The 23,081-nt window shown below is 47.9% G+C and carries 18 protein-coding genes; 2 read left to right on the top strand and 16 right to left on the bottom strand.

Annotated features, from left to right (window positions below):
• Positions 1 to 15: 15 nt before the first annotated feature.
• Positions 16 to 1,755: an ABC transporter ATP-binding protein gene (locus B5E53_RS01980; RefSeq protein WP_087312271.1), complete on the bottom strand. Its 1,740-nt coding sequence runs from the start codon at positions 1,753 to 1,755 to the stop codon at positions 16 to 18.
• Positions 1,721 to 2,230: a helix-turn-helix domain-containing protein gene (locus B5E53_RS01985; protein WP_087312273.1), complete on the bottom strand. Its 510-nt coding sequence runs from the start codon at positions 2,228 to 2,230 to the stop codon at positions 1,721 to 1,723. The genes B5E53_RS01980 and B5E53_RS01985 overlap by 35 nt, the downstream gene beginning before the upstream one ends.
• 306 nt (positions 2,231 to 2,536) lie before the next feature.
• Between B5E53_RS01985 and B5E53_RS01990 the strand changes: the two genes are divergently transcribed.
• On the top strand, positions 2,537 to 3,421 hold the full coding sequence (locus tag B5E53_RS01990) for a LysR family transcriptional regulator (protein ID WP_087312275.1): 885 nt from the start codon (positions 2,537 to 2,539) through the stop codon (positions 3,419 to 3,421).
• Positions 3,422 to 3,474: 53 nt separating this feature from the next.
• Here the strand turns inward: B5E53_RS01990 and hemW are convergent, their stop codons facing one another.
• Positions 3,475 to 4,716: a radical SAM family heme chaperone HemW gene (gene hemW, locus B5E53_RS01995; protein ID WP_242963480.1), complete on the bottom strand. Its 1,242-nt coding sequence runs from the start codon at positions 4,714 to 4,716 to the stop codon at positions 3,475 to 3,477.
• A 456-nt stretch (positions 4,717 to 5,172) separates the two neighbouring features.
• Here hemW and B5E53_RS02000 point away from each other — a divergent pair, with 456 nt between their 5' ends.
• Positions 5,173 to 8,781 carry an AMP-binding protein gene (locus B5E53_RS02000; RefSeq protein WP_162611746.1) on the top strand — a complete coding sequence of 1,203 codons (3,609 nt, stop codon included), beginning with the start codon at positions 5,173 to 5,175 and terminating at the stop codon, positions 8,779 to 8,781.
• 98 nt (positions 8,782 to 8,879) lie between these two features.
• Here the strand turns inward: B5E53_RS02000 and B5E53_RS02005 are convergent, their stop codons facing one another.
• The 13 genes from B5E53_RS02005 to B5E53_RS02065 all read right to left on the bottom strand — a co-directional run bounded on the left by B5E53_RS02005 (position 8,880) and on the right by B5E53_RS02065 (position 23,081).
• The gene (locus tag B5E53_RS02005; protein WP_087312281.1) at positions 8,880 to 9,611 is read right to left on the bottom strand and encodes a Crp/Fnr family transcriptional regulator; all 732 of its coding nucleotides are present in this window, start codon (positions 9,609 to 9,611) and stop codon (positions 8,880 to 8,882) included.
• Entirely contained in the window at positions 9,601 to 10,974 is a 1,374-nt protein-coding gene (locus tag B5E53_RS02010) for an MATE family efflux transporter (RefSeq protein WP_204245481.1), read from the bottom strand. The genes B5E53_RS02005 and B5E53_RS02010 overlap by 11 nt, the downstream gene beginning before the upstream one ends.
• Positions 10,964 to 12,220, bottom strand: a complete 1,257-nt coding sequence (locus B5E53_RS02015) for a Zn-dependent hydrolase (RefSeq protein WP_087312285.1) — start codon at positions 12,218 to 12,220, stop codon at positions 10,964 to 10,966. The genes B5E53_RS02010 and B5E53_RS02015 overlap by 11 nt, the downstream gene beginning before the upstream one ends.
• A 70-nt stretch (positions 12,221 to 12,290) precedes the next feature.
• Positions 12,291 to 12,791, bottom strand: coding sequence for a threonine/serine exporter family protein (locus tag B5E53_RS02020; protein ID WP_087312287.1), 501 nt, complete (start codon positions 12,789 to 12,791; stop codon positions 12,291 to 12,293).
• 45 nt (positions 12,792 to 12,836) lie between these two features.
• Complete coding sequence (locus B5E53_RS02025; RefSeq protein WP_242963481.1) at positions 12,837 to 13,598, bottom strand: threonine/serine exporter family protein; 762 nt, start codon at positions 13,596 to 13,598, stop codon at positions 12,837 to 12,839.
• A gap of 36 nt (positions 13,599 to 13,634) precedes the next feature.
• The gene (gene hydA / locus B5E53_RS02030) at positions 13,635 to 15,014 is read right to left on the bottom strand and encodes a dihydropyrimidinase (RefSeq protein ID WP_087312289.1); all 1,380 of its coding nucleotides are present in this window, start codon (positions 15,012 to 15,014) and stop codon (positions 13,635 to 13,637) included.
• A gap of 49 nt (positions 15,015 to 15,063) precedes the next feature.
• Entirely contained in the window at positions 15,064 to 16,320 is a 1,257-nt protein-coding gene (preA, locus tag B5E53_RS02035) for an NAD-dependent dihydropyrimidine dehydrogenase subunit PreA (protein WP_087312291.1), read from the bottom strand.
• A gap of 13 nt (positions 16,321 to 16,333) precedes the next feature.
• Positions 16,334 to 17,542 (bottom strand): FAD-dependent oxidoreductase, encoded by a 1,209-nt coding sequence (locus tag B5E53_RS02040; protein ID WP_087312293.1) that lies wholly within the window; start codon positions 17,540 to 17,542, stop codon positions 16,334 to 16,336.
• Positions 17,543 to 17,874: 332 nt separating this feature from the next.
• Positions 17,875 to 18,726 carry a MerR family transcriptional regulator gene (locus B5E53_RS02045; RefSeq protein WP_087312295.1) on the bottom strand — a complete coding sequence of 284 codons (852 nt, stop codon included), beginning with the start codon at positions 18,724 to 18,726 and terminating at the stop codon, positions 17,875 to 17,877.
• A gap of 126 nt (positions 18,727 to 18,852) precedes the next feature.
• A complete protein-coding gene (locus B5E53_RS02050; RefSeq protein WP_343215577.1) occupies positions 18,853 to 19,869 on the bottom strand; it encodes an electron transfer flavoprotein subunit alpha/FixB family protein in 1,017 nt (338 codons plus the stop codon).
• Between the two features lie 37 nt (positions 19,870 to 19,906).
• The gene (locus tag B5E53_RS02055; protein ID WP_087312299.1) at positions 19,907 to 20,701 is read right to left on the bottom strand and encodes an electron transfer flavoprotein subunit beta/FixA family protein; all 795 of its coding nucleotides are present in this window, start codon (positions 20,699 to 20,701) and stop codon (positions 19,907 to 19,909) included.
• A 42-nt stretch (positions 20,702 to 20,743) separates the two neighbouring features.
• On the bottom strand, positions 20,744 to 21,886 hold the full coding sequence (gene acrC, locus B5E53_RS02060) for an acryloyl-CoA reductase (RefSeq protein WP_087312301.1): 1,143 nt from the start codon (positions 21,884 to 21,886) through the stop codon (positions 20,744 to 20,746).
• Positions 21,887 to 21,902: 16 nt separating this feature from the next.
• Positions 21,903 to 23,081, bottom strand: coding sequence for a CoA transferase (locus tag B5E53_RS02065; protein ID WP_087312303.1), 1,179 nt, complete (start codon positions 23,079 to 23,081; stop codon positions 21,903 to 21,905).

Below are 23,081 nucleotides of genomic sequence, written 5' to 3' on the forward strand. Positions count from 1 at the left end.
ATTTCCTCCTTCCCTCTAAGCCGGCTGGTCAAAATCACCGCCGCCCTCCATCTGGGAATTATAAATCTCCTGATAGATGGCGTTGTGGGCAAGCAGGTTTTCCGGTGTATCAAAAGCATTTATGCTGCCGTTATCCAGCACGAGAATCCGGTCTGCGGACTCCACACTGGAGATACGCTGCGCGATAATGATCTTGGTGGTTCCAGGGATCTCTTTGGCGAAAGCCGCGCGGATCCTGGCATCCGTGGCGGTGTCCACGGCGCTGGTGGAATCATCCAGGATCAGAACCTTCGGTTTCTTAAGAAGCGCTCTGGCGATACAAAGCCGCTGCTTCTGTCCGCCGGATACGTTGGCGCCGCCCCGGGCGATTCTCGTCTCATAGCCGCCCGGCATCCGGTCAATGAATTCATCGGCACAGGCTGCCTTGCAGGCTTCCACACATTCCTCATAAGTCGCGTCCGGATTACCCCAGCGCAGATTGTCAAGGATCGTACCGGAAAAGAGAGTATTTTTCTGTAAAACCACAGAAACCTGATTTCTCAGCACTTCCGTGTCATAGTTGCGGACGTCCACGCCGCCCACACAGACAGAACCTTCATCCACGTCATACAGACGGCAGATCAGGTTGACCAGACTGCTCTTGCCGGCGCCTGTGCCGCCGATGACGCCGATGGTCTCTCCGCTCCTGATATGAAGATCGATATCTAACAGCGCATTTTTTCCGCTGCCATGTTTATAGGAAAAGTTTACATGATTAAAATCAATGCTGCCGTCAGCCACTTCCATGACCGGATTCTCCGGATCATGCAGGTCGGCTTTCTCGCTTAACACCTCGCTGATACGGCGGATGCTGGCAAGAGACATACTGATCATGACCACTACCATGGAAAGCATCATAAGACTCATGAGCAGCGCCATGATATAACTGAATAAGCTGGTCAGATCACCGGTGGTCATGGAACCGCCCACAATAAAGTGTGCGCCAAACCAGGACACGGAGATGATACAGAAATACACAGCCACCATCATGGCCGGGTTGTTAAAAGCCAGCAGACCCTCCGCCTTTACGGAAAGATCATAGAGCATTTTTGACGCCTTGGAGAATTTGACATTTTCATAATCCTCTCTGACAAACGCCTTAACCACACGGATGGCCGTCACATTTTCCTGTACGCTGGCGTTCAGGTCATCGTACCGTCGGAATACCTGACGGAAAATCTTCAGGGTGACCACCATGATAGAACCGATCACCGCGATCAGAAAGACCACCGCGATCAAAAACATGGCGCTCAGACGCGGACTGATGATCATACACATGGCAAAACTGAAAATCAGATTCAACGGCGCACGGACCGCCACACGGATACACATCATGAAGGCGTTCTGCACGTTGGTGATATCTGTTGTCATACGGGTAACAAGACCCGGCACACTGAATTTGTCAATGTTTGAAAAAGAAAAGGTCTGAATATTTTTATAAATGGCTTCCCGGAGATTGGCCGACAGACCGGCTGCCGCACCGGCTGCATTTTTACCTGCCATAGCTCCAAAGAAAAGACTTAAGAAAGCCATCACAACAATGAGGGCGCCGTAACGGTAAACGGCCGGCAGATTGCTGACCTCCAACCCTCGGTCAATAATCATGGCAGTGATAAAAGGCATCAGGATTTCCATGATTACTTCAAGCGCGGTCAAACCGATACATAGAAAGGTCTCCCGCTTATACTGTCCCAGCTGCTGTAAAACTTTTTTCACGGTAAATTAACCTCCTGTCCTTTTTTTCTTTGCGCTCCATCTTTATCAACTGGGCAAGAACTTTCTGTTCCAGACCCCAGAGCTGCATTTTTTCCTCCTGGCTCAAAGCGCCGCAGACTTCATCTTCCATCTGCCTTGCCTTATCAAAGAATACCTCTCTCTTTTCCAGAAGTTTTTTGGTGGGAAGCACTTCTTTTTTCCGGATATCTTCCGGATGCTCCCGAAAATAAAGATAATCTTTTTCTCTCAGCTTTTTGATCAGAGCAGACAGCGTCGCCTTGGACATGCCTGTCTCCCGGCACAGCTCCGTAAGGTAGGTCCCCTCCGAATGATGCCGCAGAAGATACACGAGAAAATAGACCTGGATACCACTGATCTCATCATTTTTCAGGCAGCAGTCTATCTGCGCCGCCAGATCCAGACCGATCTTCTTCATCATATAGATCAGCTCTTCTGCTCTGAAATCTTCTGTCATACCTGCGAACACCTCCTGTATATGTTTTCATAGTTTTTCGACGAACAGTTCATTACCTTACTTTCTGTCCACAGGAGATTTTACCTCGTTTCCCTTGAAATGTGAAATTCAAAATAATTATTATCTATAAAAAACTTTTATCGTTATTTATTTGCCGCCTCCCGCAAGTCTCTGTCGTTTCCGCATAACGCTTTAAATCCTTTGATTTTTATTTTGTGGGAATGTCTCATTTTCTTGAAATGCACTATAAGAAATGTTAGAATCTATAAACACACTTTATAGACTTCTGATCAGAAAGGAACTACCATGAACACTATACAACTGGAATGTTTTGTCACCGTGGCGGAATATCTGAATTTCTCCAAAGCTTCCCGGACATTAAAACTTACCCAGCCCGCCGTCACCCACCAGATTCAGACACTGGAAAAAGAGCTGGATGTCAAACTGTTTAACCGGACCAGCAAAAATGTCGCCCTCACTCAGGAAGGCGTTCTTTTCCTGTCCGACGCCAAACTGATTCTCAAAACCGCATTTTCCGCCAAGGAACGTCTCAGCAATCACGAGCATTTTCTTCCTTTTGAATTGGGATGCCACAACTATATGGAACTGCATCTTTTTCCTCCGGTATTACAAAAACTCAAAGAAGAATTTCCTCTGCTCCGGCCCAATATCCACCTGATTCCCTTTCCTTCATTATTAAATATGGTGGAAAACGAGCAGGTGCACGCCGTCCTGGGCACCACCGACGGACAGAAAAAATTCTCCCTGTCTTTCAGGGAAATGTATCAGGCCCCCATCACCTGTGTCTGCACGCCAAAACATCCCCTGGCGGCCAGCCGTTCCCTCACCACGGAACAGCTCACCGGAAGTTTCATCGCCTGTACGCCCCGGCAGATTCCGGACTCCGTTTTTGCCCTTCAAAACAACCTGCTTATCAATCTTCCTCCGGAGCAGCGCTATATCACCGAAAGCATTGAGAGCGCCATCGCCCTGGTCAAAGCACAGATCGGCTACACCTTATATCCGGATCTTCTTCCGGCAAGGGACCCGGAACTTTGCTACATCCCGGTCACCGACCTGCCGGAGATTCCCTTTGGCGTCTATTACGCCTTCGGCCAGGAACACCCGGCTCTGAAACGTTTCCTTTCCCTGATGGAAGACTATCTGCACCAGCCGCGCTTCGCTCCGTAAACAGAACCCCTTCCGACCGTTTCACCCCATAAGAAAAATTCTCCGGCCGCCTGTCACTCCATGAGAAGAAAATCCTCAAAAATCCGGTTGCTCACATCAATACCCGCGTCGGTGAGCCGGAGCCTGTCTCCTTCCAGAACAAGAAGCCCCATACCCACGTACCGGTCGATGACCCCGCCGTAGATTTCTTCCGCCGCCGTCCCGAATTCTTTCTCAAACCGGGACAAAGAGACGCCGGCCATCTTCCGCAGTCCAAAGATCATATAGTCTTCCATCCTGCTTTTTTCATCACAGCACTCGTAGTCATTCCTCCCCAAAAAAGGAACAAAGGGGTTCTCCATATAAGTCCGGATATCCGTCTCATTGGAAAATCTTGCGTTCTTATAATAAGAAGAAGCGCCAAGCCCCAGTCCCAGATAAGGGACCTCATCCCAGTAGCCGAGATTATGCCGGCAGGCAAATCCTGGTTTCGCATAATTGGATATCTCATAGCGCTCATAGCCTTTCTCATGGAGAATCTCTTTGGTCTTCTCGTACATTTCCCGGTCCGTATTTTCATCGGGCAGCTGCCGGCGGATCTCTTCCGAAGCAAAAAATGGAGTCCCCTCCTCAAGAATCAGACTGTACGATGAAATGTGTTCCGGCTCCAGGGCTGTCACCGTCTCCAGAGTCTTCACATAGTTCTCAAGACTCTGTCCCGGCAGACTGCTCATGAGATCGATATTAATATTCCGAAATCCCGCCTGTCTGGCATCCTGATAATTATAAAGAAACTGTTCCCAGGTATGGATCCGCCCCAGAGTTTGCAGCAGCCCGTCATCAGCACTCTGAAGTCCCAGGCTCAGACGGTTGATGCCCTCCTCCCGGCAGGCGGAAAGCTTTTCCCGGTTCAGGGTGCCGGGATTGGCCTCCATGGAAATCTCCGCGTCAGCCTCCAGAAGGAAACTTTCCCGCAGGCAGGAAAACAGGCTCCGGATCTGCTCCGGTTCCAGAACCGACGGAGTACCGCCGCCCACAAAGACCGTGGATATTTTCGGGGCAGATCCCGGTCTTACTTCCGTTTTTCCCCCTCCTGCCCGGCCATATACCGCTTCTTCCGGCCTGCCATTCTGTCCATACACTGTCTCTCCCGGCCTGCCATTCTGTCCATATACCGCCTCTCCCGTGCGGCGAATCTCTTCTTCCAGCGCCCGGACATACCGCTCCACGATCTCTTTCCCGGCAGGAAAGGATAAAAAATCACAATAATTACATTTTCTCACACAAAAAGGAATGTGGATATACAATTCCAGCATGTTATCTTCCTCCATGAATCTCCTCTTATAATCATCCTGTTTATAATGATTCTGTCAGCTGCCTTTTTTGTCTTTCCGGCTGCACTGTCTGTGTCCTACTATACCATCTGTGTCCGTGAACTTCCAGCCATCTTTCATCCCCTTCTCTTTTTTTCTTTACTCTTCCTTTACATTTTTATCATTCTTTCAGATTTTTTTCCCGATTACAAAAAAATATTTGATGGACAAATTGCATTTTTTGTCCGTATTTGTTATAGTATTTTTGTAACATGTAAGAAACAATCGGGAGAAACTTCATTATGATATTACCCATGGCCATACAGTTCATGCGCCGGTGACGCCGGATGATTTATACTGACCTTAACTGACCGATTTATACAAATCCACGCATGGATTTTCGACCTGGATGACCAGGTTCCCCCGGTGCCATATTCATTATTTTGAATGAGGGAGATTATGATTACTTACGAGAACACAAAAACGATTTATGATCTGGTGGAACATGCCGGAAGGGATTACGACAACAGAGTATTCCTTCGCTACGAAGAAAACGATATGGTCTTCGATATCAGCTACCGGCAGTTTATGGGAGAATGCCATGCCATCGCCGCATGGACCAAAGAACAGGATGCATCCATCGGCCACAAAACACAGGTGGGTCTGCTGGGAAGCAGCAGTCATCATTATCTGGCTGTAATGCTGGGCGTCATGTCCAACGGCAACGCCGTCGTTCCTCTGGATATCCAGATGGACGTGGAAACTTTAGCCGACTGTTTAAACCGTTCCGATGTAGACGTTCTGTTTTATGACTGGGAACATCATCCTCTGGTGGAGGGCGTCAAAGATCTCTGCCCGAGAATCAAAGCTTACATATCTCTGCAGCACGGTAAACACGTGCCATGTTCTGACAATATCTTAAAAGAATTCGCGGGACGCGCCGCCAGTCCGGATGTATCGGAAAACGACTGCGCCATGATCCTTTTCACCTCCGGAACCACCGGAAAAGGAAAAGGCGTCATGCTTTCCAACCGCAATCTCATTGACAATACATTCTGCAACACCGACACGGCCCTTCCGGACAGCAACGAAGTATATCTGAATATCCTGCCGATCCATCACGTATTCTGCTTACACAGTGATGTGCTGGTAACCATGCGCGACGGCAGCCTTCTGTGCCTGAACCGGGATATGAGCAAGCTGGTGGATCATCTGCGATTATTTGAACCGACCGCTTTCAGTGTCGTTCCGATGGTGGCAAAGGCTCTGTATAACCGTTACTGTCTGCTGAAAAAACAGCATCCGGAAAAAACTCCTGATGAGCTGAAAGCGGAAGTTTACGGAAGACGTCTCCGGAAAGTAAGCTGCGGCGGCGGATATCTGACACCGGAGCTGGCAGAGAATTACCGGAATCTCGGCATGTCCATCGCCCAGGGTTACGGCATGTCTGAATGTTCTCCTGTTATCTCCGCCGCTGACTGGGACCGTCCGGACAAAGTTGCCTCCGTGGGCAAAATCGTCAACCGTTGTCAGGTCCGCATCGTGGACGGAGAGATTCAGGTAAAGAGCCCTTCTGTCATGATGGGCTATTATAAAGATCCAGAAAACACCGCCGAAGCCATCACCGACGACGGCTGGCTGTGCACCGGCGACATCGGTTATGTGGATGACGAGGGATTCTTATATCTGACGGGACGTAAGAAGAACCTGATCATATTAAGCAACGGTGAAAATGTGGCTCCGGAACAGATTGAAAATATGTTCACCGATGAAGCCATCATAAAAGATATTCTCGTGTTTGAAGAAAATGATACGATCACAGCAGAAATCTATCCGAACTTCAAATATGCGGAGGCCAGCGATATCACCGATATTGAGGGTGCTGTGGGCGAGAGCATCGCCAAAATCAACCAGAAGCTTCCTACTTTCAAGAGAATCTTAAATTACCGCGTGCGCCGGGACCCGTTTGAGAAGACTACATCCAAAAAGATCAAACGTTCCAACTATTTCAGCCAGAAGAAACTGGAAGAAGAACAGCGCGCCAAGATCGTTATGCCGCAGAACGAACTGCAGCAGAAGATTTATAACAGCGTAGCCGCCGTTCTGGGACATCAGAATTTCGGTATCACCACTGACTTCTACCGCGCCGGCATGGATTCCATGGGCAGTGTTATGCTCCTCACGGATCTGGCCGACAACATGGATTTCTCCATCACTCTGGACGATCTGATGGCTCACGCCACCGTGGAGAAACTGGAGGCTTACTATAAAGAGACACAGGGCGAAGAAAAAGTGGACTACTCCATTCGTCCGGTTTATCCTCTGACCAACCTGCAGATTTATTTCGCCTACGTGATGCGGGGCAACACCACCGCCAATCTGCCGTCTCTGATCCGTCTGGACAGCAACGTGGATCTTGTCCGTCTGCAGACAGCGGTGGAAGACCTCTTTGACGTACACCCGGGCTTAAAGGCTGTCATCCAGATGGACGAGGGCGTGTTCAAGAGCTTCCGTCATGACGATGTGCGGGTCAGCATCCCGATCATCCGCCAGAGCGACGAAGAATTTGCCGAGACCAGAAAGAATCTGTTAGTGCCGTTTATGTATGGCAAAGATGAACCGCTCTACCATGCGGGCATTTACCAGACCGACAGCGCCAATTTCCTCTTCCTGGATATCGCCCACATCGTAGGCGACGGCATCACCCTGCAGATTCTCTTCGAAGATCTAAACAATCTGTATCTGGGCAATCCGGTGAAGAAAGAAAGCTATACCATGTTTGAGTACGCCCTGGATGAAAAAGCCTGGGCTGCCAAAGGCAAACGGGATCAGGATGTGGCATATTATCTGGATCTGATGAAAGACTTCAAGGTATCCAACAGTATCCTCACCCGCAGAGATTTCCACGATCTGGATACCGGTGTCAACGCTTCCCTGCGGGGCCGTTTCACCATCAGCCCGAATCAGCTGAATGCCTTCTGCCGGAAAAACAAAATATCAGAAAATGTCATGTTCCTGACTGCATTTAACTATTGTATCAGCATTTTTGCCAACGAAAAAGATGTGGTCAGCACCAGTATTCACAGCGGACGGACCGACAGCCGCTGGAGCAGACTGGCCGGCTGCCTGTTTACCACATACCTCTTCCGTTACACCAATGTGCCTCACGAGACTGTACCGCAGCTTCTGCATAAACATGCCCGTGAGATCATGGAGACCATGCGCTGCCATACATCCACCCTGCACGCCGATGAAATGTTCATCCAGTATCAGGGCGACATCCTGAACCTTGATGACATCGGAGGAGCGCCGGCAGAACGTGAGCCAATCCAGCTTGACTCCCTGCCGTTCCATCTGCAGATCATGTCCAACAAAAAAGGCTTCTATTACTACGAACTTCGTTACTGGGAGAACCGTTTTGACAGACAGCAGCTGGAAATTTTCATGGAATGTATGGACATCATTGTCAACGCCATGCTCACAGAACCTTCTGTGCGCCGCCTGAAAAAGCATCTGCCGGAACGTCTCTTCCCGAAACACTACTTCGTGAAGGCCGGAGACGTCAACGAAGCCGCCGGTTTCCCACTGATCCACGACGTCACTCCTGATACGGAAGTAAAGGCCTACGTCTTTGACGAGACCTGCCGCAAGCAGCCATACGGCGCATGGGGCTCCCTGTACATCATGGATCATCCGACAAAGGGCTGGACCGACCGGATCACCAACCCATACAGCGGCGGTATGCTCTACCAGACCGGCCTCCATGCCAGAATCCTTCCGGACGGCTCCCTGGATATCATGGAACGCTGCGGACGGACCATCATGGTGGAAAATCTGACCGGCCGTGATTATCTGGATCTTGCCAAACTGGAACATACCCTGACAAGCTGCGACGGCATCGACTCCGCCCACGCTTACACCTGCTGGGGACCGGAACACCGCCTGATGCTCTGCGCCGACATCACCGGAACCAAAGAACCGGATATGGAACAGCTGAAGGCAGATCTTTCCGAGAAACTGGAAGCCTGCCTGGTGCCGAAGGAGATACACTTTACGGCGGGAGTCTAAAATACAGAGTTTGTAACAGGAATAAATAGAATAAAAAAATGAACAAAAAGGACCGCTGCCAGACGTATGTTTTGGCAGCGGTCTTTTTGATCGCCGGTTCAAATGGCTTCTTTAAAGACCTCTCCGGCCCTCTCTTTCAAAAGCAGATACTGTTTCCGGTTAATTTCTATGAAATTTCCTTTTCGGGAAATGTATCCATCACCGATAAATTTCCTGATACAACGATTTACGGAACGCACACAGATTCCCGTATAATCAGAAAGTTCCTGTCTCACCAGACGGATACGCAAAATTCCGTTCTCCGCATATTTCTCATACCAGTCAGAAAAAAGGCAGGCAAGACGGCTGGAACCCTGCAGAAAGAGAAAATCTCTGCTGCTGCAGGCCTGTTCAAAAAGATATTCTCCCATCAGCTTGGATTCCCGCTTCAAAGCAGTGATATCTGTCTGTAGCCAATGTTCAAATTTATTCCGTGGAATCTTTACCAGGGTACACGCCGTAATGGTCTTTAACGTATGGCAATGTTCCCGGACCTCCATGAGAATTTCCATTCCTCCGTAGGCATAAACTTTCGCAAACGGCCGGTGACTGTAACACATGCCCTGCAGACTATTATTCGTCACCTTTACCATTCCCTCCCCGATCAGGCAAACCGTGCGGACGTCATCTCCCTCATAAAAGATTACGCTCTCTTTTTCCGCCTTTTCCACTCTCATGGATTCCAGCAGCCACTGGGGTGCTGTCTGAAAATACTTCTCAAATTGATTTCTTCTTTCGGGATCCAGTCTGGTCAGAAAAGGCAGCATTGTTGTCAAACATTTATTCTCCATCCATTTTCTCCAAAAGTCCTGTTTTTTTCATGATGAACGCACAGCAGACACAGGTCACAATTTCCGCACACGGGAAAGAAATCCAAACCCCTGTCATACCCCAGAATTTTGTGAACATCCACATAAACGGATAAAGCGCCAGCATCTGCCGCATCAGATTGATAAAAAGACTATATTTAATCTGGTTAACCGCCTGCATATAAGACGCTGCCATGGTCGCCATACCATTGAACAGATATCCCGCAGCCATGATACGCAGTGCCGGGATCCCGAAGGAAAGCATCCTGTCCGATGCCAGAAAAATTTTAAGAATCTGTGAAGGAAATACCGACAAAAATAATTCTCCCATTCCCATGAGCAGCATGGCAATTCCGGTTCCATAAATGAATGTTTTTTTCAGCCTTTCCCGGTTTCCCGCTCCATAATTAAAACTCATGACAGGGATACAGCCCTGTATCAGACCATTCACCGTCATAACCACCATCTGCTGCGCTTTAAAGTACGCTCCGAAAAAAGCCACCGCCGTGGTGGAATATGCGGCAAGAAAACCATTGGTAAAAGTTACCATAAAGGCTCCCAGCGCATTCATGACAAAAGAAGGCAGTCCGCACCGGAAAATGTCCAGCCAGATCAGCAGGTTCAGTTTCAGCCCTTTGATCTTCATTTGTACTTTCTGTCGGGTACACAGCAGGACATAAAAGGCAAGCACCATAGACAATGTATATCCAAGCACCGTGGACAGAGCAGCTCCTCTCACTCCCATGGCCGGAAACGGTCCGATTCCAAAAATAAGAATGGGATCAAACACAAAATTAAAAATAACACCTGCGGCCTGAAACAACATAGGTGCGATCATATTTCCTGTTCCCTGCAGAATTTTCTGTATGGCAATATGTACCATGTTGGGAATCTGCAGGAATACACACACTCTCATATAATCCATGCTGAGACTGTATATCTTTTCATCCTCAATAAAGATTCCAAAATACGGTTCCAGAATCAAAAAGAAAATCAGGTTCAGCACAATACCGAACAAAAAAGAGAGCAGAACTCCATGTGTCACCACGGTATCCGCCTGATCATAGTCTTCTCTTCCCAGATATCTGGCCACCAGAACATTGATCCCCACGCCGGTTCCTATGGAAAAAGCCAGCATCAGCGTGGTCAGCGGAAAAGCGAAGGACACCGCGGTCAGGGCGTCCTCACTCAGCCACGCCACGAAAAGGCAGTCCACAAAATTATAGGTATACTGCAGAAACATGGAAAACAGAGGCGGTAGTGACATTTTTATGATCAATGGCAAAACCGGCCCTGTTCCCATGACATTGGTCGTGGATGTCCTCCCGGCCGTATTATTTTGCATCACATTTTAATACCGCATTCAACAGCACGGACGCTCCCTGGGTACATTGTTTTGTGGAAGTAAATTCCGGTTCACAGTGGGAATGTCCGTCTTTGGACGGCACAAAAATCATCGTGGTCGGAATCATGTAGGCACAGAACTGAGCGTCATGTCCGGCACCGGAATTGATTCTCTGGTAAGAATATCCCAGTTCTTTTACGGATTCTTCCACATAGCCAACCAGTTCTTTATCATAATATACAGTATCACGGGTCCACGCCGGTTCATACTCTACGCGGCAGCCGACTATTTCTTTCGGCATATTTTCGATCACTTTCACCACCTGCTCGATGACCTTCGGGTCCTCATGTCTTGCGTCGATGGAAAAATCCACATAGTCCGGGATTACGGTATGTACATTCGGATGAAGCACGATTTCTCCGGTCGTATAAACCAGCTCCGGATCCAGTTTGTCCAGTTCATCATGCAGATACTGCAGAATCTTTGCCGCTGCATAAAAAGCATCATGGCGGTATTTCATCGGAGTTGTTCCGGCATGATCCGCCTGTCCGTAAGTTTTAATACGGTAACAGAGCATTCCAAGAACGCAGGTTACCACACCTATATCATTGCCTGCCGCCTCCAGAATCGGTCCCTGTTCGATGTGAAGCTCAAACATGGCCTTATAATCCTTTGGATTCAGTCTGTTCTCTTTCGGCCCCTTGAATCCGCAGGCATCAAGAGCTTCACCAAAAGTATGGTTCGCATCCAGAATGGATTTGGAATTCAGCATATCTTCCTGTTTAAATTTATAGCGGATATTTTCCGGAAGATAGTCATAGCAGAGAACACCGGAAGCCATCATGGACGGCGGATACAGAGAACCTTCCTCATTGGTCCAGATCATGGCCGTCAGATTATGTTTATGAGGAATCTTCTCTGCAGCCACTGTCTCCAGAACTTCCATGGCCCCCATCACACCAAGGATTCCGTCATAGTTTCCACCGTTTTTTACAGAATCACAGTGAGAAGCCATGACGATTCCCGGCAGATCCGGCTCGGAGCCTTTCAACGTCGCATACATACACGCCATATCATCGGTCTTGATCTCCGCTCCAATGGCCTCCATTCTTCTGATAAACTCGTTCCGGGCCTGGATATCTTCCGGGGACAGAGCATATCTTGTAATTCCGCCATGACCGGCATCGCCAAACTGGCTGAATGTTTTAATCTTATCTTCCATACGTTTTTCGCTACATGTATACATTTTCATTCCTCCCATTTTTCAGATAGTACCGCTTCCTGCTCTCTGTGCATTGACCAGATAGTGCCGCTATCTATTTCTTATACATTTGTTTTTTGTTGCTTTCTCCGTCTGCGCTATTTTTTACGTGATCGCTTCGTTTTAAAAGTTTCCATAAATCCATGGCAAAAAGCAGTCCTGCCGCGATAGCCGCCGATGTCACCAGTGCCTCTACCGCTGACGCCCGTCCTCTCTCTGTCTCTCCCTGAAAAAAGTAATACATGGTGTGATACAGGGCAGCTCCCGGAATCAGCGGAATGATACCCACCGCAATGTAAGCGGTTCTCGGCATCTTTGTGTATATTGCCATAATTTCCATATATAAACCCAGAGCAATTCCGGAAATCAGGAATTGAATCCCATAGGAAGGAAGAATCAGCCCCACCGCCAAATAGATGGTCCAGGCGATACCTCCTCCCAGGGCCGTATAAAAAACCTGTTTCCCTTTCAAATGGAAGAACAACGCAAATCCCGCCGATCCGGCAAATCCGCCGGCAATCTGTATCCAGTCCATGTGTGATCTCCTTTTCTTCATCCCGATTTCCCGGGCGGATCCGGAATCCTGTCCGGCCCGTGCCTGTCACAGCGCTACATTGACCAGCACAAATCCGGTGGCAATGACCAGACTGGTGATCACTGCCTCCCCCAGGCGGGTCAGCCCGGACAGCATATTATTGGAAAAAATCTCCTGTATCGCGCAGGTAAAAATAACTCCCGGAATAAAAATCATGATATTTCCGATACTTACCAACTCTGAAGATACCCCTCTCCAGATCCCTGCCATGGCGATAGACAAAAATCCAGCTACAGCAGAACATAAAAAGACCTGTACAAACCGGTTCATGCCCGAATCGGACAAAATCGTTTCCACCGGCGCGATCAGTATTCCAATGAGCGCAGATACGGCCATATCCCTGATGCTTCCTCCGAAAAACAGGGTGAAAGAAAGCGAAATCAGTGCAAAAATACCCATTTTTCCAAGCAGAGAATATGATTTTCTGCTTTCAATCTCCCGCAGCTTCTCTGCCGCCTGTTCCGGCGTCACCGGCGTTTCACAAATTTCCCTGGAAAGAGCATTTAACTGGGTCAGTTTATACATGTTTCTGTCAAATGCACGAATCCTGCGTATTTCCGTCAACCCGGCCGTGTGCTCTCCCGATATGGTAACGACAATGACATAAGTGATGGCAAAACATTCCACGGTCTCCGCTCCAAAAGCATGGCACATCCTTATGATACTGTCCTCCACCCGGCTGATCTCCGCGCCGGATGAAAGCATCTGCGCACCGATATCCAAAACTATCTGCAGTGCCTGCCTGCTCTTTCTCTCTTCCGTATCCACGTTTTCTCCTTTTACACGAAAATCAACTCATATCTATTATTTTTTCGGGCTTCGTTTTACATACTGTCCCATTCCCGGCTTTCCGACAAACTCTCCGTTGTCATAGACCAGCTGTCCCCGGAGATACGTCTGAACCGGATATCCGTGAAGCTTCTTGCCTTCCCAGATGGTATGGTCATAATCGGAATGCATGTTGCTGACACTGATGGTAAAATCTTTCTCTTTGTCATAAATTACAATATCCGCATCTTTTCCCACTACCAGGGAACCCTTATTATCACAGCCAAAAATCTTCGCCGGATTGGTAGCGCACACAGCCACTACCTGCTGGAATGTAAGCTTTCCGCTGTTGGCGGCGTCCAGCATATATGGATACAGATTTTCCACACCGGCACAGCCGTTTGGAATCTTTGTAAAGTCATCCTTGCCCCAGTCCTTCTCATAACTCTGGAATGGACAATGATCCGTTGCCACCGTATCAATCAGTCCGGCTTTCAACGCCTGCCACAGGGCGTCCTGGCTCTCCTGTCCTTTCATTGGCGGTGAGCATACAAAGTTTCTTCCGTCTTCCCGTTTATAGACGTCACAGGTGAATTCCAGATACTGCGGACAAGTTTCTATATAAACTTCCGCGCCGGCTCTTTTGGCGTCAATGCAGGCTTCCAGTCCTTCTTTATCGGCCATATGAACGACATACAGCGGGGCATCCAGATTTTTGGCCCAGTGTACTGCTCTCTTGTCCGCCTCAGCCTCCACAAATTCCGGACGGCTCAGATAATGATACCAGGCGCTGGTCTTGCCTTCTTTTAAAAACTGTTCCGTATACATATCGATCAAATCCGGATTTTCCGCATGGATATTGATGATGGCTCCCAGCTCTCTGGCACGAAGAAGAAGGCGGGCCAGAGTTGCATCGTCAACCATCATACCTTCTTTTTTATACACGAGGAAACATTTGAAGCTGGTAATTCCCTCTTCCACTGCCTTTTCCATCTCATCCAGGATCTCACCACCGTTTAAGTTGGTGATACAACAGTGCATGGCGTAATCCACACAGGCATCCGTTTCAAGAATTGCTTTTTTGGAATTCACAAGGCCCAGAATGGTTTCTCCCTCATGCTGTACAGGATAATCAAAAATGGTTGTCACACCGCCGCAGGCTGCCGCCCTTGTTCCGGAAAGATAGCTGTCCGCCGAAACTGTTCCTCCAAAAGGCATCTGCAGATGGGTATGTACATCAAGGGCTCCCGGCAGTACCAGTTTGCCCGATGCATCACAGATTTTTTCTGCCAGCTCCGGCTCGATATCCGCCTCCATGGCCACAATCTTTCCATCTTTCACGGCAATATCACAGGGATACATATCTGTGGTAGTCACTACCGTTCCGTTTTTGATCACCAAATCATATTGTTTCATAGCAAAACCTCCTTTACTGCTTTTCCTTTGTTCCGGCGTCCTGTCCGTCTTATTCGTATTTCGTTTTCAGGATGACGTCGTGTTCTTCTCTGCCTTCTTTGAATATCAGTTCACCCGGTGTAATACAATTCATGACAGGACAGACATTCAGACACAGATGGCATCCCACACATTTATCTTCCAGAAGTTTCGGTCTTCTTGTCTCCGTATCAAACGCAATGGCCTGATGTCCACCGTCAAAACAGGAAACATAACATCTTCCGCAGCCCACACAGGATTCCTCGTCGAATTTCGGCAGAATCTTGAAGGAACGATCCAGCTCATCGGCACCGATGATGCTAGGAAGCGCTTTTCCCACCAGATCCTGTACTCTGTCAATCCCATGTCTTTCCATATAATGGGACAGTCCGCTGATCATATCTTCCACAATACGGTAGCCGTACTGCATGATAGCTGTAGTACACTGTACATTCTCACATCCCAGGAGAATGAATTCCAGGGCATCTTTCCAGGTTTCCACACCTCCCATGCCGGAGAGAGGAATATTGACCAGTTTTGGATCATGCTTCAGATCAGATACAAACCGAAGAGCGATCGGCTTCACAGCCGCCCCTGAATATCCGGAAACAGAAGACTTGCCATTGACAACCGGCATACCGACATTTAAGTCCACATCCACGTTGGTGATGGATTTTACAGTATTGATGGCTGCCAGTCCTCTGGCGCCTCCTTCCACAGCCGCGATGGCCGGAATCTCCATGTTTGTGATGTTCGGCGTCATCTTTGCGATAACCGGAAGATGCGTGTTCGCTGTGACAACTTCACAGTAATGTTTAACCAGCTCCGGCCTGGTTCCCACATCGGAACCCATGGTAGAGGACGTCATCTGCGGACAGGAAAAATTACATTCAATAAGATCCACACCGGTCTCTGTCACTGCCTTCGCCAGGTAAGCCCATTCTTCATCATTACTTCCCATGATACTGGCCACGAGAACCTTATTCGGATAATCCTGTTTTAAGCGTCTCATATAGTCCAGATTCACTTCAATTGGTTTATCGGAAGTCTGCTCCATATTTTTAAATCCCAGCCAAGGGGTGTCCTCTTTTGTGACAATATCAAAACGAGGAGAACATTCATCCGGAATATATACGCTGATGGACTTGTAATAAATGCCTCCCCAGCCAGCTTCCAGAGCTTTCGCACACATTTCATAGTTACTTCCCACCGGTGAAGAAGAAAGGAAAAATGGATTCTCGCATTTCACTCCCAAAAAGTCTATTGATAAATCTTTCTTTAATGCCATAATTTCGTTCCCCCTATTTTAAATATTCCGCAATGTCAGCTGCTGCCTGCTTGCCGTCTGCCACCGCTTCCACCACGGTGCGTCCTCTTCCGTACAGCATATCTCCGCCGGTAAATACGCCCGCTTCTTTCTCCAGACCGGCAAATTCATCTGTCTGTTCCTGTCCGATGGCGAAAACGATCTGGTCTGCTTTTAATATCAGGGAGGAGTATCCATCTCTTCCCGCTGCTTTTAAACCAGTTACCTTTCCATTTTCTCCAAGGATTTCTTCAGGGGCAAATTGTGTAAAAATAGGAATTCCCATTTTCTGTACGGCTGCCACTTCTTCCATATTAGCCGGTGCCTCCTCGATGGTACGGCGATAGACGATCACTGCATTGGCACCCAGCTGCTTCGCTGTGGATACGCAGTCCATGGCCACATCACCGCCTCCGATGACAATCACATTTTCTCCCACCTTGAAATCCTGATCCTGATTTCTGGCTGCTTTGAGATAGGACAGGGCATTTTCCACACCGGAAAGCTCCGCTCCCGGGATAGTAACGTCTTTCGCCTTCCACAGTCCCACACCCACATAGACAGCGTCATATTCTTTTTTCAGCCGCTCCAGTTCATCCCTGTCTACTTTGTGATTGAATTCAAACTGAACGCCGGCCTGACGGATAGTTTCAATATCAAAATCCACCACTTTCTGTGGAAGTCTGGATGGAAGGATTCCGTAGGTGAGCATGCCGCCGGCCTTCTCATTGGCCTCAAAGATTGTCACCGCATATCCGTTCCGGGCCAGTTCTCTGGCACATGCCAGGGAAGAAGGGCCTGCTCCGATACAGGCAATCCTTTTGCCATTCGGCTCGCCTGGTTTCATGAAGTTCATGTTTTCTTCTTTTTCCTGTTCCACAAGGAATTTCTGAAGTTTTCCAATATGGATCGGCCTGTCAATGCCGCTTCTGCTGCAGGCTTTCTCACACATATTGTCATACGGACAGACATCCGCACAGCAGCCGGCCAGAGGATTATTTTCCCGAATAGTCTCCGCCGCTCCCCATACATTTTTAAAGCGCAGAGAACGGATAAATTTTGCCGGGTCTGTTCCTGCCGGACATCCCTCACTGCACGGTGCGTCATAGCAGAGAAGACAACGGGATGCTTCCTCCATTGCTCTTCTGAAATCATACCCTTTTTCCGCTTCCTGGGCATACGGTGTCATGATTGTTTTACTCATAATGTAAAAACCGCCTTTCTCCTTTTTCCTGTTGCTTCCGCTTCACGCTTCCACATTATTAAAATTTTAACAAGCAACTTTTGATAATCTTATTTTAATTCATACAGTTTTGGGCAAGTAAAGTGGTTTTTTTATTTTTTTCAATTTATATTTGTGCATTTTTTATAAAACTCTCCACCTGTCGAGGGTTTTGTCCCGTCAATTCTTCTGCTTATTTTTATTAAGAAATTAACATGTTTTTCACATATTTCTTCCACAAAAAAAGAAAGAAAGCCAATTTTATGAAACTGAATCTTTTCTTCCTTTAAGTATAAAACTGTCTTTCTTTCTCTCTATTTTTTCTTATCTGTAATTTTGACCGGAACAATAATTTTTGTGACGTGCTCATTCATATTGGCAGTATCCAGAGGAGAGATCAGAAATTCTTCCGTGACTTTTCCGCAGATTTCGTAACCGTTTTCATCGATCCATCGTTTCAATGCGATGTATCTCTTGAAAATATCTTCATATCTTCCCCGGTAAACAGTGGTTGCCGCCTGAAACCCTCCAAAAGAATGAATCTCTTTATTCTCCGATGGCGTTTCCGCCACCTGCACGGCAAACTCAATATCGCAGTCTTTGGAAATAAACTGTCCGAACATCTCTGTGAAAAAGGTCACAAAGACAGGGCCTGTAATCTCCATTCCCTGGCTTTTCGCCTTCTCCAGCACGGAAATCCAACGCTCCAGATTGACCTCCTCATTATGATAGGATTTGATGATGGAGCGGGATGTCAGCAGATAAATCTCCGGTATATTTTCTATGCGGTACTTTTCTTCATCCTCATAACGTTTTCCTTCCGAAAATCGGGACAGGATACAGAGATTCTCCCGCCGTTTCTTTTCCAGGCTGGCAATCTCCGCATCAATCTCCCGGATTCTCTCATGAATGCTGTCCATGTAGCTGTCCATTTTGTCATTTCGGATAATCTCCTTGATATCCTTGAGATTAAAACCCAGAGCGCGCAACTGGCGTATGATAACAGCGGTGATCAGCTGCTCCTTACTGTAATACCGGTACTTGCTGGTTTCCTTCCGTATTTTAGGGACAAGCAGCTCTATTTCATCATAATACCGCAGAGTTTTTATGGGAATTTTACATATATTTGATACCTGTCCAATTGAATAATACCTTTTTTCTTCCATTTCACTCACTCCATTGTCAAATTATTGCTCTACAAAACGCTATTTCGTGTAGACAATTTATTTTCACGATAAAATTTATTATAGCAAAATATATTGACAATGACAAGTTGCAGGAAAATTTCCTCTTTATCTGAGTTCAAATGTTTTTTTCGATTTGATCTCCTCAATCATGGCCGGCAGAACTTTATGCAGATCTCCCACAATACCATAGTCACATACTTCAAAAATCGGCGCTTTCGGATCCTTATTGATAGCCACAATGTATTTTGATTCGCTCATACCTGCCAGGTGCTGAATTGCTCCGGATATACCGCAGGCAATATAAAGATCCGGGCGCACGGTGGTTCCCGTCTGCCCCACCTGATGGCTGGCGTCAATCCAGCCGGCTTCCACACAGGCTCTTGACGAACCGACCACGCCTCCTACTGTATCCGCCAGCTCACGGACCAGAGCAAAGCCCTCTGCCGTTTTTAGCCCCCGGCCGCCGGATACCACGATTTTTGCATCTGTGAGATTCACCTTTTTCTTCTCATCCGGAATGATCATTTCCAGATGGGTGCGGATATCTGCTTCCTCCAGCTCCGGTACGATTTTCTCTACCTCTCCGGAAATCTCTTCCTGATATACCGCTCTTTCCATTACCCCAGGGCGGACTGTGGACATCTGAGGGCGATTTTTCGGACACACGATAGTGGCCATAAGATTTCCTCCAAAAGCCGGCCGGGTCATCAGCAGCTTGGAATCCTCTACATCAATCTCCAACTTTGTACAATCGGCGGTAAGCCCTGTCCCAAGTCTTGCCGCCAGCCTCGGCCCGATATCCCTTCCCAGAGAAGTGGCACCCACCAGCACGATCTCCGGTTTTCTCGCCCGGATCAAATCCGCAAATACTTTCACATATCCATCTGTGGAAAAATATTTTAATAACGGACTTTCCACATAGAGAACCCGATCCACGCCGTAATGAAGCAGCTTTTCTGCCTCTCTCTCCATTTGATATCCGTTTACCACGACAACGAGAGCTCTGCCAAGACAATCTGCCAGTTTTCTGCCCTCGCCAATCAGTTCTATCGTCACAGAAGCGATTTCTCCCTCTCTTTGTTCCGCCAGAACCCAGACATCTTTATAATCGCTCAGAGAAATATTCTGATTTACTTTTGCCCGCACGCTGCCTCACCTCCTAAAATAATTTCAGCGCCATCAACTTCTCTGTCAAAACCGCGGCCTTTTCTTTTTCACTGATTCCCTCGATAATCTCTGTCTTCTTTTCTTTCACAGGTACAAAGGAACGCTTCACATTGGTCGGCGAACCTTTTAATCCAATCTGTGTCGGATCTACATTGAGATCATCAAAGGTCAGCACATGAATCGGGTCTTCTTCTCCATCATAGACTTCAAAAATCCGGGATACTGTCGGGAATCTCGGCTCATTGAGTTCCTTTATCGCCGTGAGAAGACACGGTGTCTGCACAGTCATTACATAATCGGCATTTTCTGCAAGCCGGGTCACACGAAGCTTTCCTTCCTCCACGGCAATTTCTTTGGCATAGGTAATCTGAGGAATTCCCAGAAATTCCGCGATTTCCGGCCCCACCTGAGCCGTATCCCCGTCAATGGCCTGTCTGCCGCACAAGATCAGATCATAGTTTCCTATTTTTTCTATGGCTGCCGCCAGAATGGTGGCAGTCGCCCAGGTATCGGAACCGCCGAAGGCTCTGTCAGAGAGAAGCCAGGCCTCATCGGCGCCCATGGCAAGCCCCTCTTTCAGTGCGTCTTTTGCCTGGAACGGTCCCATGGAAAGAAGGATTACCTTTCCGCCTGCCTGTTCCCGCAGGGAAAGCGCTTCTTCCAGCGCGTTTTTATCATCAGGATTGATGATGCTCTGCACTCCCTCACGAATCAGTGTGCCTGTCTCCTGGTTGATTTTTACCTCATTTGTATCCGGCACCTGTTTTATACATACAATAATATTCATCTTTTTTTCCTCCCGGTATTACCGATGGTCTCATCCATCCGCTTATTTCAGCATGGCTCTTGAAATGACCACCTTATGAATTTCGGACGTGCCTTCATAAATTTCGGTTATCTTTGCATCACGGTACATTCTCTCCAGCGGATAATCTTTCATATATCCATATCCGCCATGAATCTGTAATGCCAGATTCGTCACGAAAGTTGCCGTCTCCGATGCATTAAGCTTTGCAATGGCAGCCTCTTTTGTATATGGTTGTCCGCTGACTTTCAGCCATGCCGCACGGAAAATCATCCATCTGGCACACTCCACTCTCACTGTCATATCAGAAATATACCACTGCAGTCCCTGCAGCGCTGCAATAGGTTTTCCAAACTGAACCCTTTCCTTCATATATTTTATGCTTTCCTGCAGTGCCCGTTCCGCAATACCAAGAGCCTGAGCCGCCACTCCGATCCTGGCGCCGTCCAGAGCTGTCATGGCAATTTTAAATCCCTGTCCTTCTTTTCCGATGAGATTTTCCTTCGGAACCCGGCAGTCCTCAAAAATCAGCTCCGCTGTCTCAGAACCATGGATTCCCATTTTTTCTTCAATCTTTCCCACAGAAAATCCCGGCGTATCTTTCTCCACCAAAATACAGGACAATCCCTTTGTTCCTCTGGAAGGATCCGTCAGAGCAAAAATCAAAAGATTTTTTGCCTGACTTCCCCCGGAAATAAAACATTTCGTTCCATTGATCACATATTCCCCGGTCTTCTCATCCAGAATAGCCGTGGTCTTCGCATTGCCGGCATCAGAACCTGCATTGGGTTCCGTCAGGGCAAAGGCTCCGAGAGCTCCCCCATTGGTAGTCTCCGGCAGATATTTCTGCTTTTGTTCTTCTGTGCCAAATTTATTTAAAACCGAAGCAAAAATGGTGTGGATAGAGAGAATCGCCGCGCAGGACGCATCCTTTTTGGCAATTTCAGTTACAGCCAGCACTTTATCAATGTCTGTTCCGCCGCTGCCACCGTATTTTTCCGGCGTCCCGATACCCGCAAATCCCACCTGACACATTTTTTCGAAAATATCTCTGGGGAACTCTCCGGTACGGTCGATCTCCTCAGCACGCGGCTCCACATATTTTTCCGCAAATTCCGCCGCTGTTTTCTGCAGCATTTTTTGTCCTTCTGTTAACGTAAAATCCATAACACTCCTCCTGCTATTATAAAACACCTTCCTCTTTCAGCTTCTCACAGGTCTCCTCATCCAGATGAAACACTTCCTGGTTGTGCTGTCCCAGCAGAGGCGCAGGCGTATCGATACTCGGCGGCGTCGCGCTGAGTTTCACCGGACATCCCTGAAAATACATATCTCCAATGGTCGGATGTTCCATATGCACCATCATTTCCCGGGCCTGAATCTGCGGATGTTCAATGGCCTCCTTCATATCAAGCACCGGTCCGCACGGAATACCAGCCTCGTCAAAAATTTCTTCCAGCTCTGCCTTTGTATATTGTCTGGTCCAATCCGCAATGATCTGCTGCAGTCCTTTTTCGTAATTCTGACAGCGCAGATCATTGGTCAGATACATTGGATCATCCACCAGTTCCGGATGACCGATCACATCACAAAACTTCTGAAACAGCCGGTCATTACCGACACCCAGAGCCACGTAGCCGTCTGAAGTCTCATAAATGTCAAAAGGCGCAATGGACGGATCAATATTTCCCTGCCGCTGTGGAATGATCCCCTGCATGGTTGTTTTTACGATGGAATTCTCCAGCAGTGTAAAAATGGTATCCATCATGGATACATCCACCTGCTGCCCTTCCCCTGTTTTTTCCCGGTGATAGAGGGCAAGAAGAAATCCCACGCACAGATAAATCCCCGCCACATGATCGGCGATAGACGGCCCCACCTTCACCGGCGGCGTATCTTTAAATCCTGTCAGATTCACAATACCTCCCATGGACTGCGCCACCACATCATAGCAGGCTCTGTGGGAAATCGGACCATACTGACCAAATCCGGAACCGGAAGCATAGATGATCCTTGGATTGATCTTTTTCAAAGTCTCATAATCCACACCCAGCTTCTTAGTCACACCCGGACGATAATTTTCCACCACCGCATCGGCGTCTTTGACCAGCTCATAAAACATTTCCCGGGCCTTTTCATTCTTCAGATTCAGTGTACATCCTTTTTTATTTCTGTTTAAAAAAGCATAAAATCCGCTTTCTCCGCTTTTCTCATCAATGGGTCCCCAGGTTCTGCACTGTTCTCCTGCCGGCGGCTCAAATTTGATGACTTCCGCTCCGTGATCAGCCAGCATGGTCGTACAGAAAGGTCCGTTCAGCGCACTGGTCAGATCCAGCACTTTAAGCCCCTCTAATGCCTTCAT

Source organism: Eubacterium sp. An11, from assembly GCF_002161065.1.
GTDB classification, from domain to species: Bacteria; Bacillota; Clostridia; order Lachnospirales; family Lachnospiraceae; genus Anaerobutyricum; species Anaerobutyricum faecale.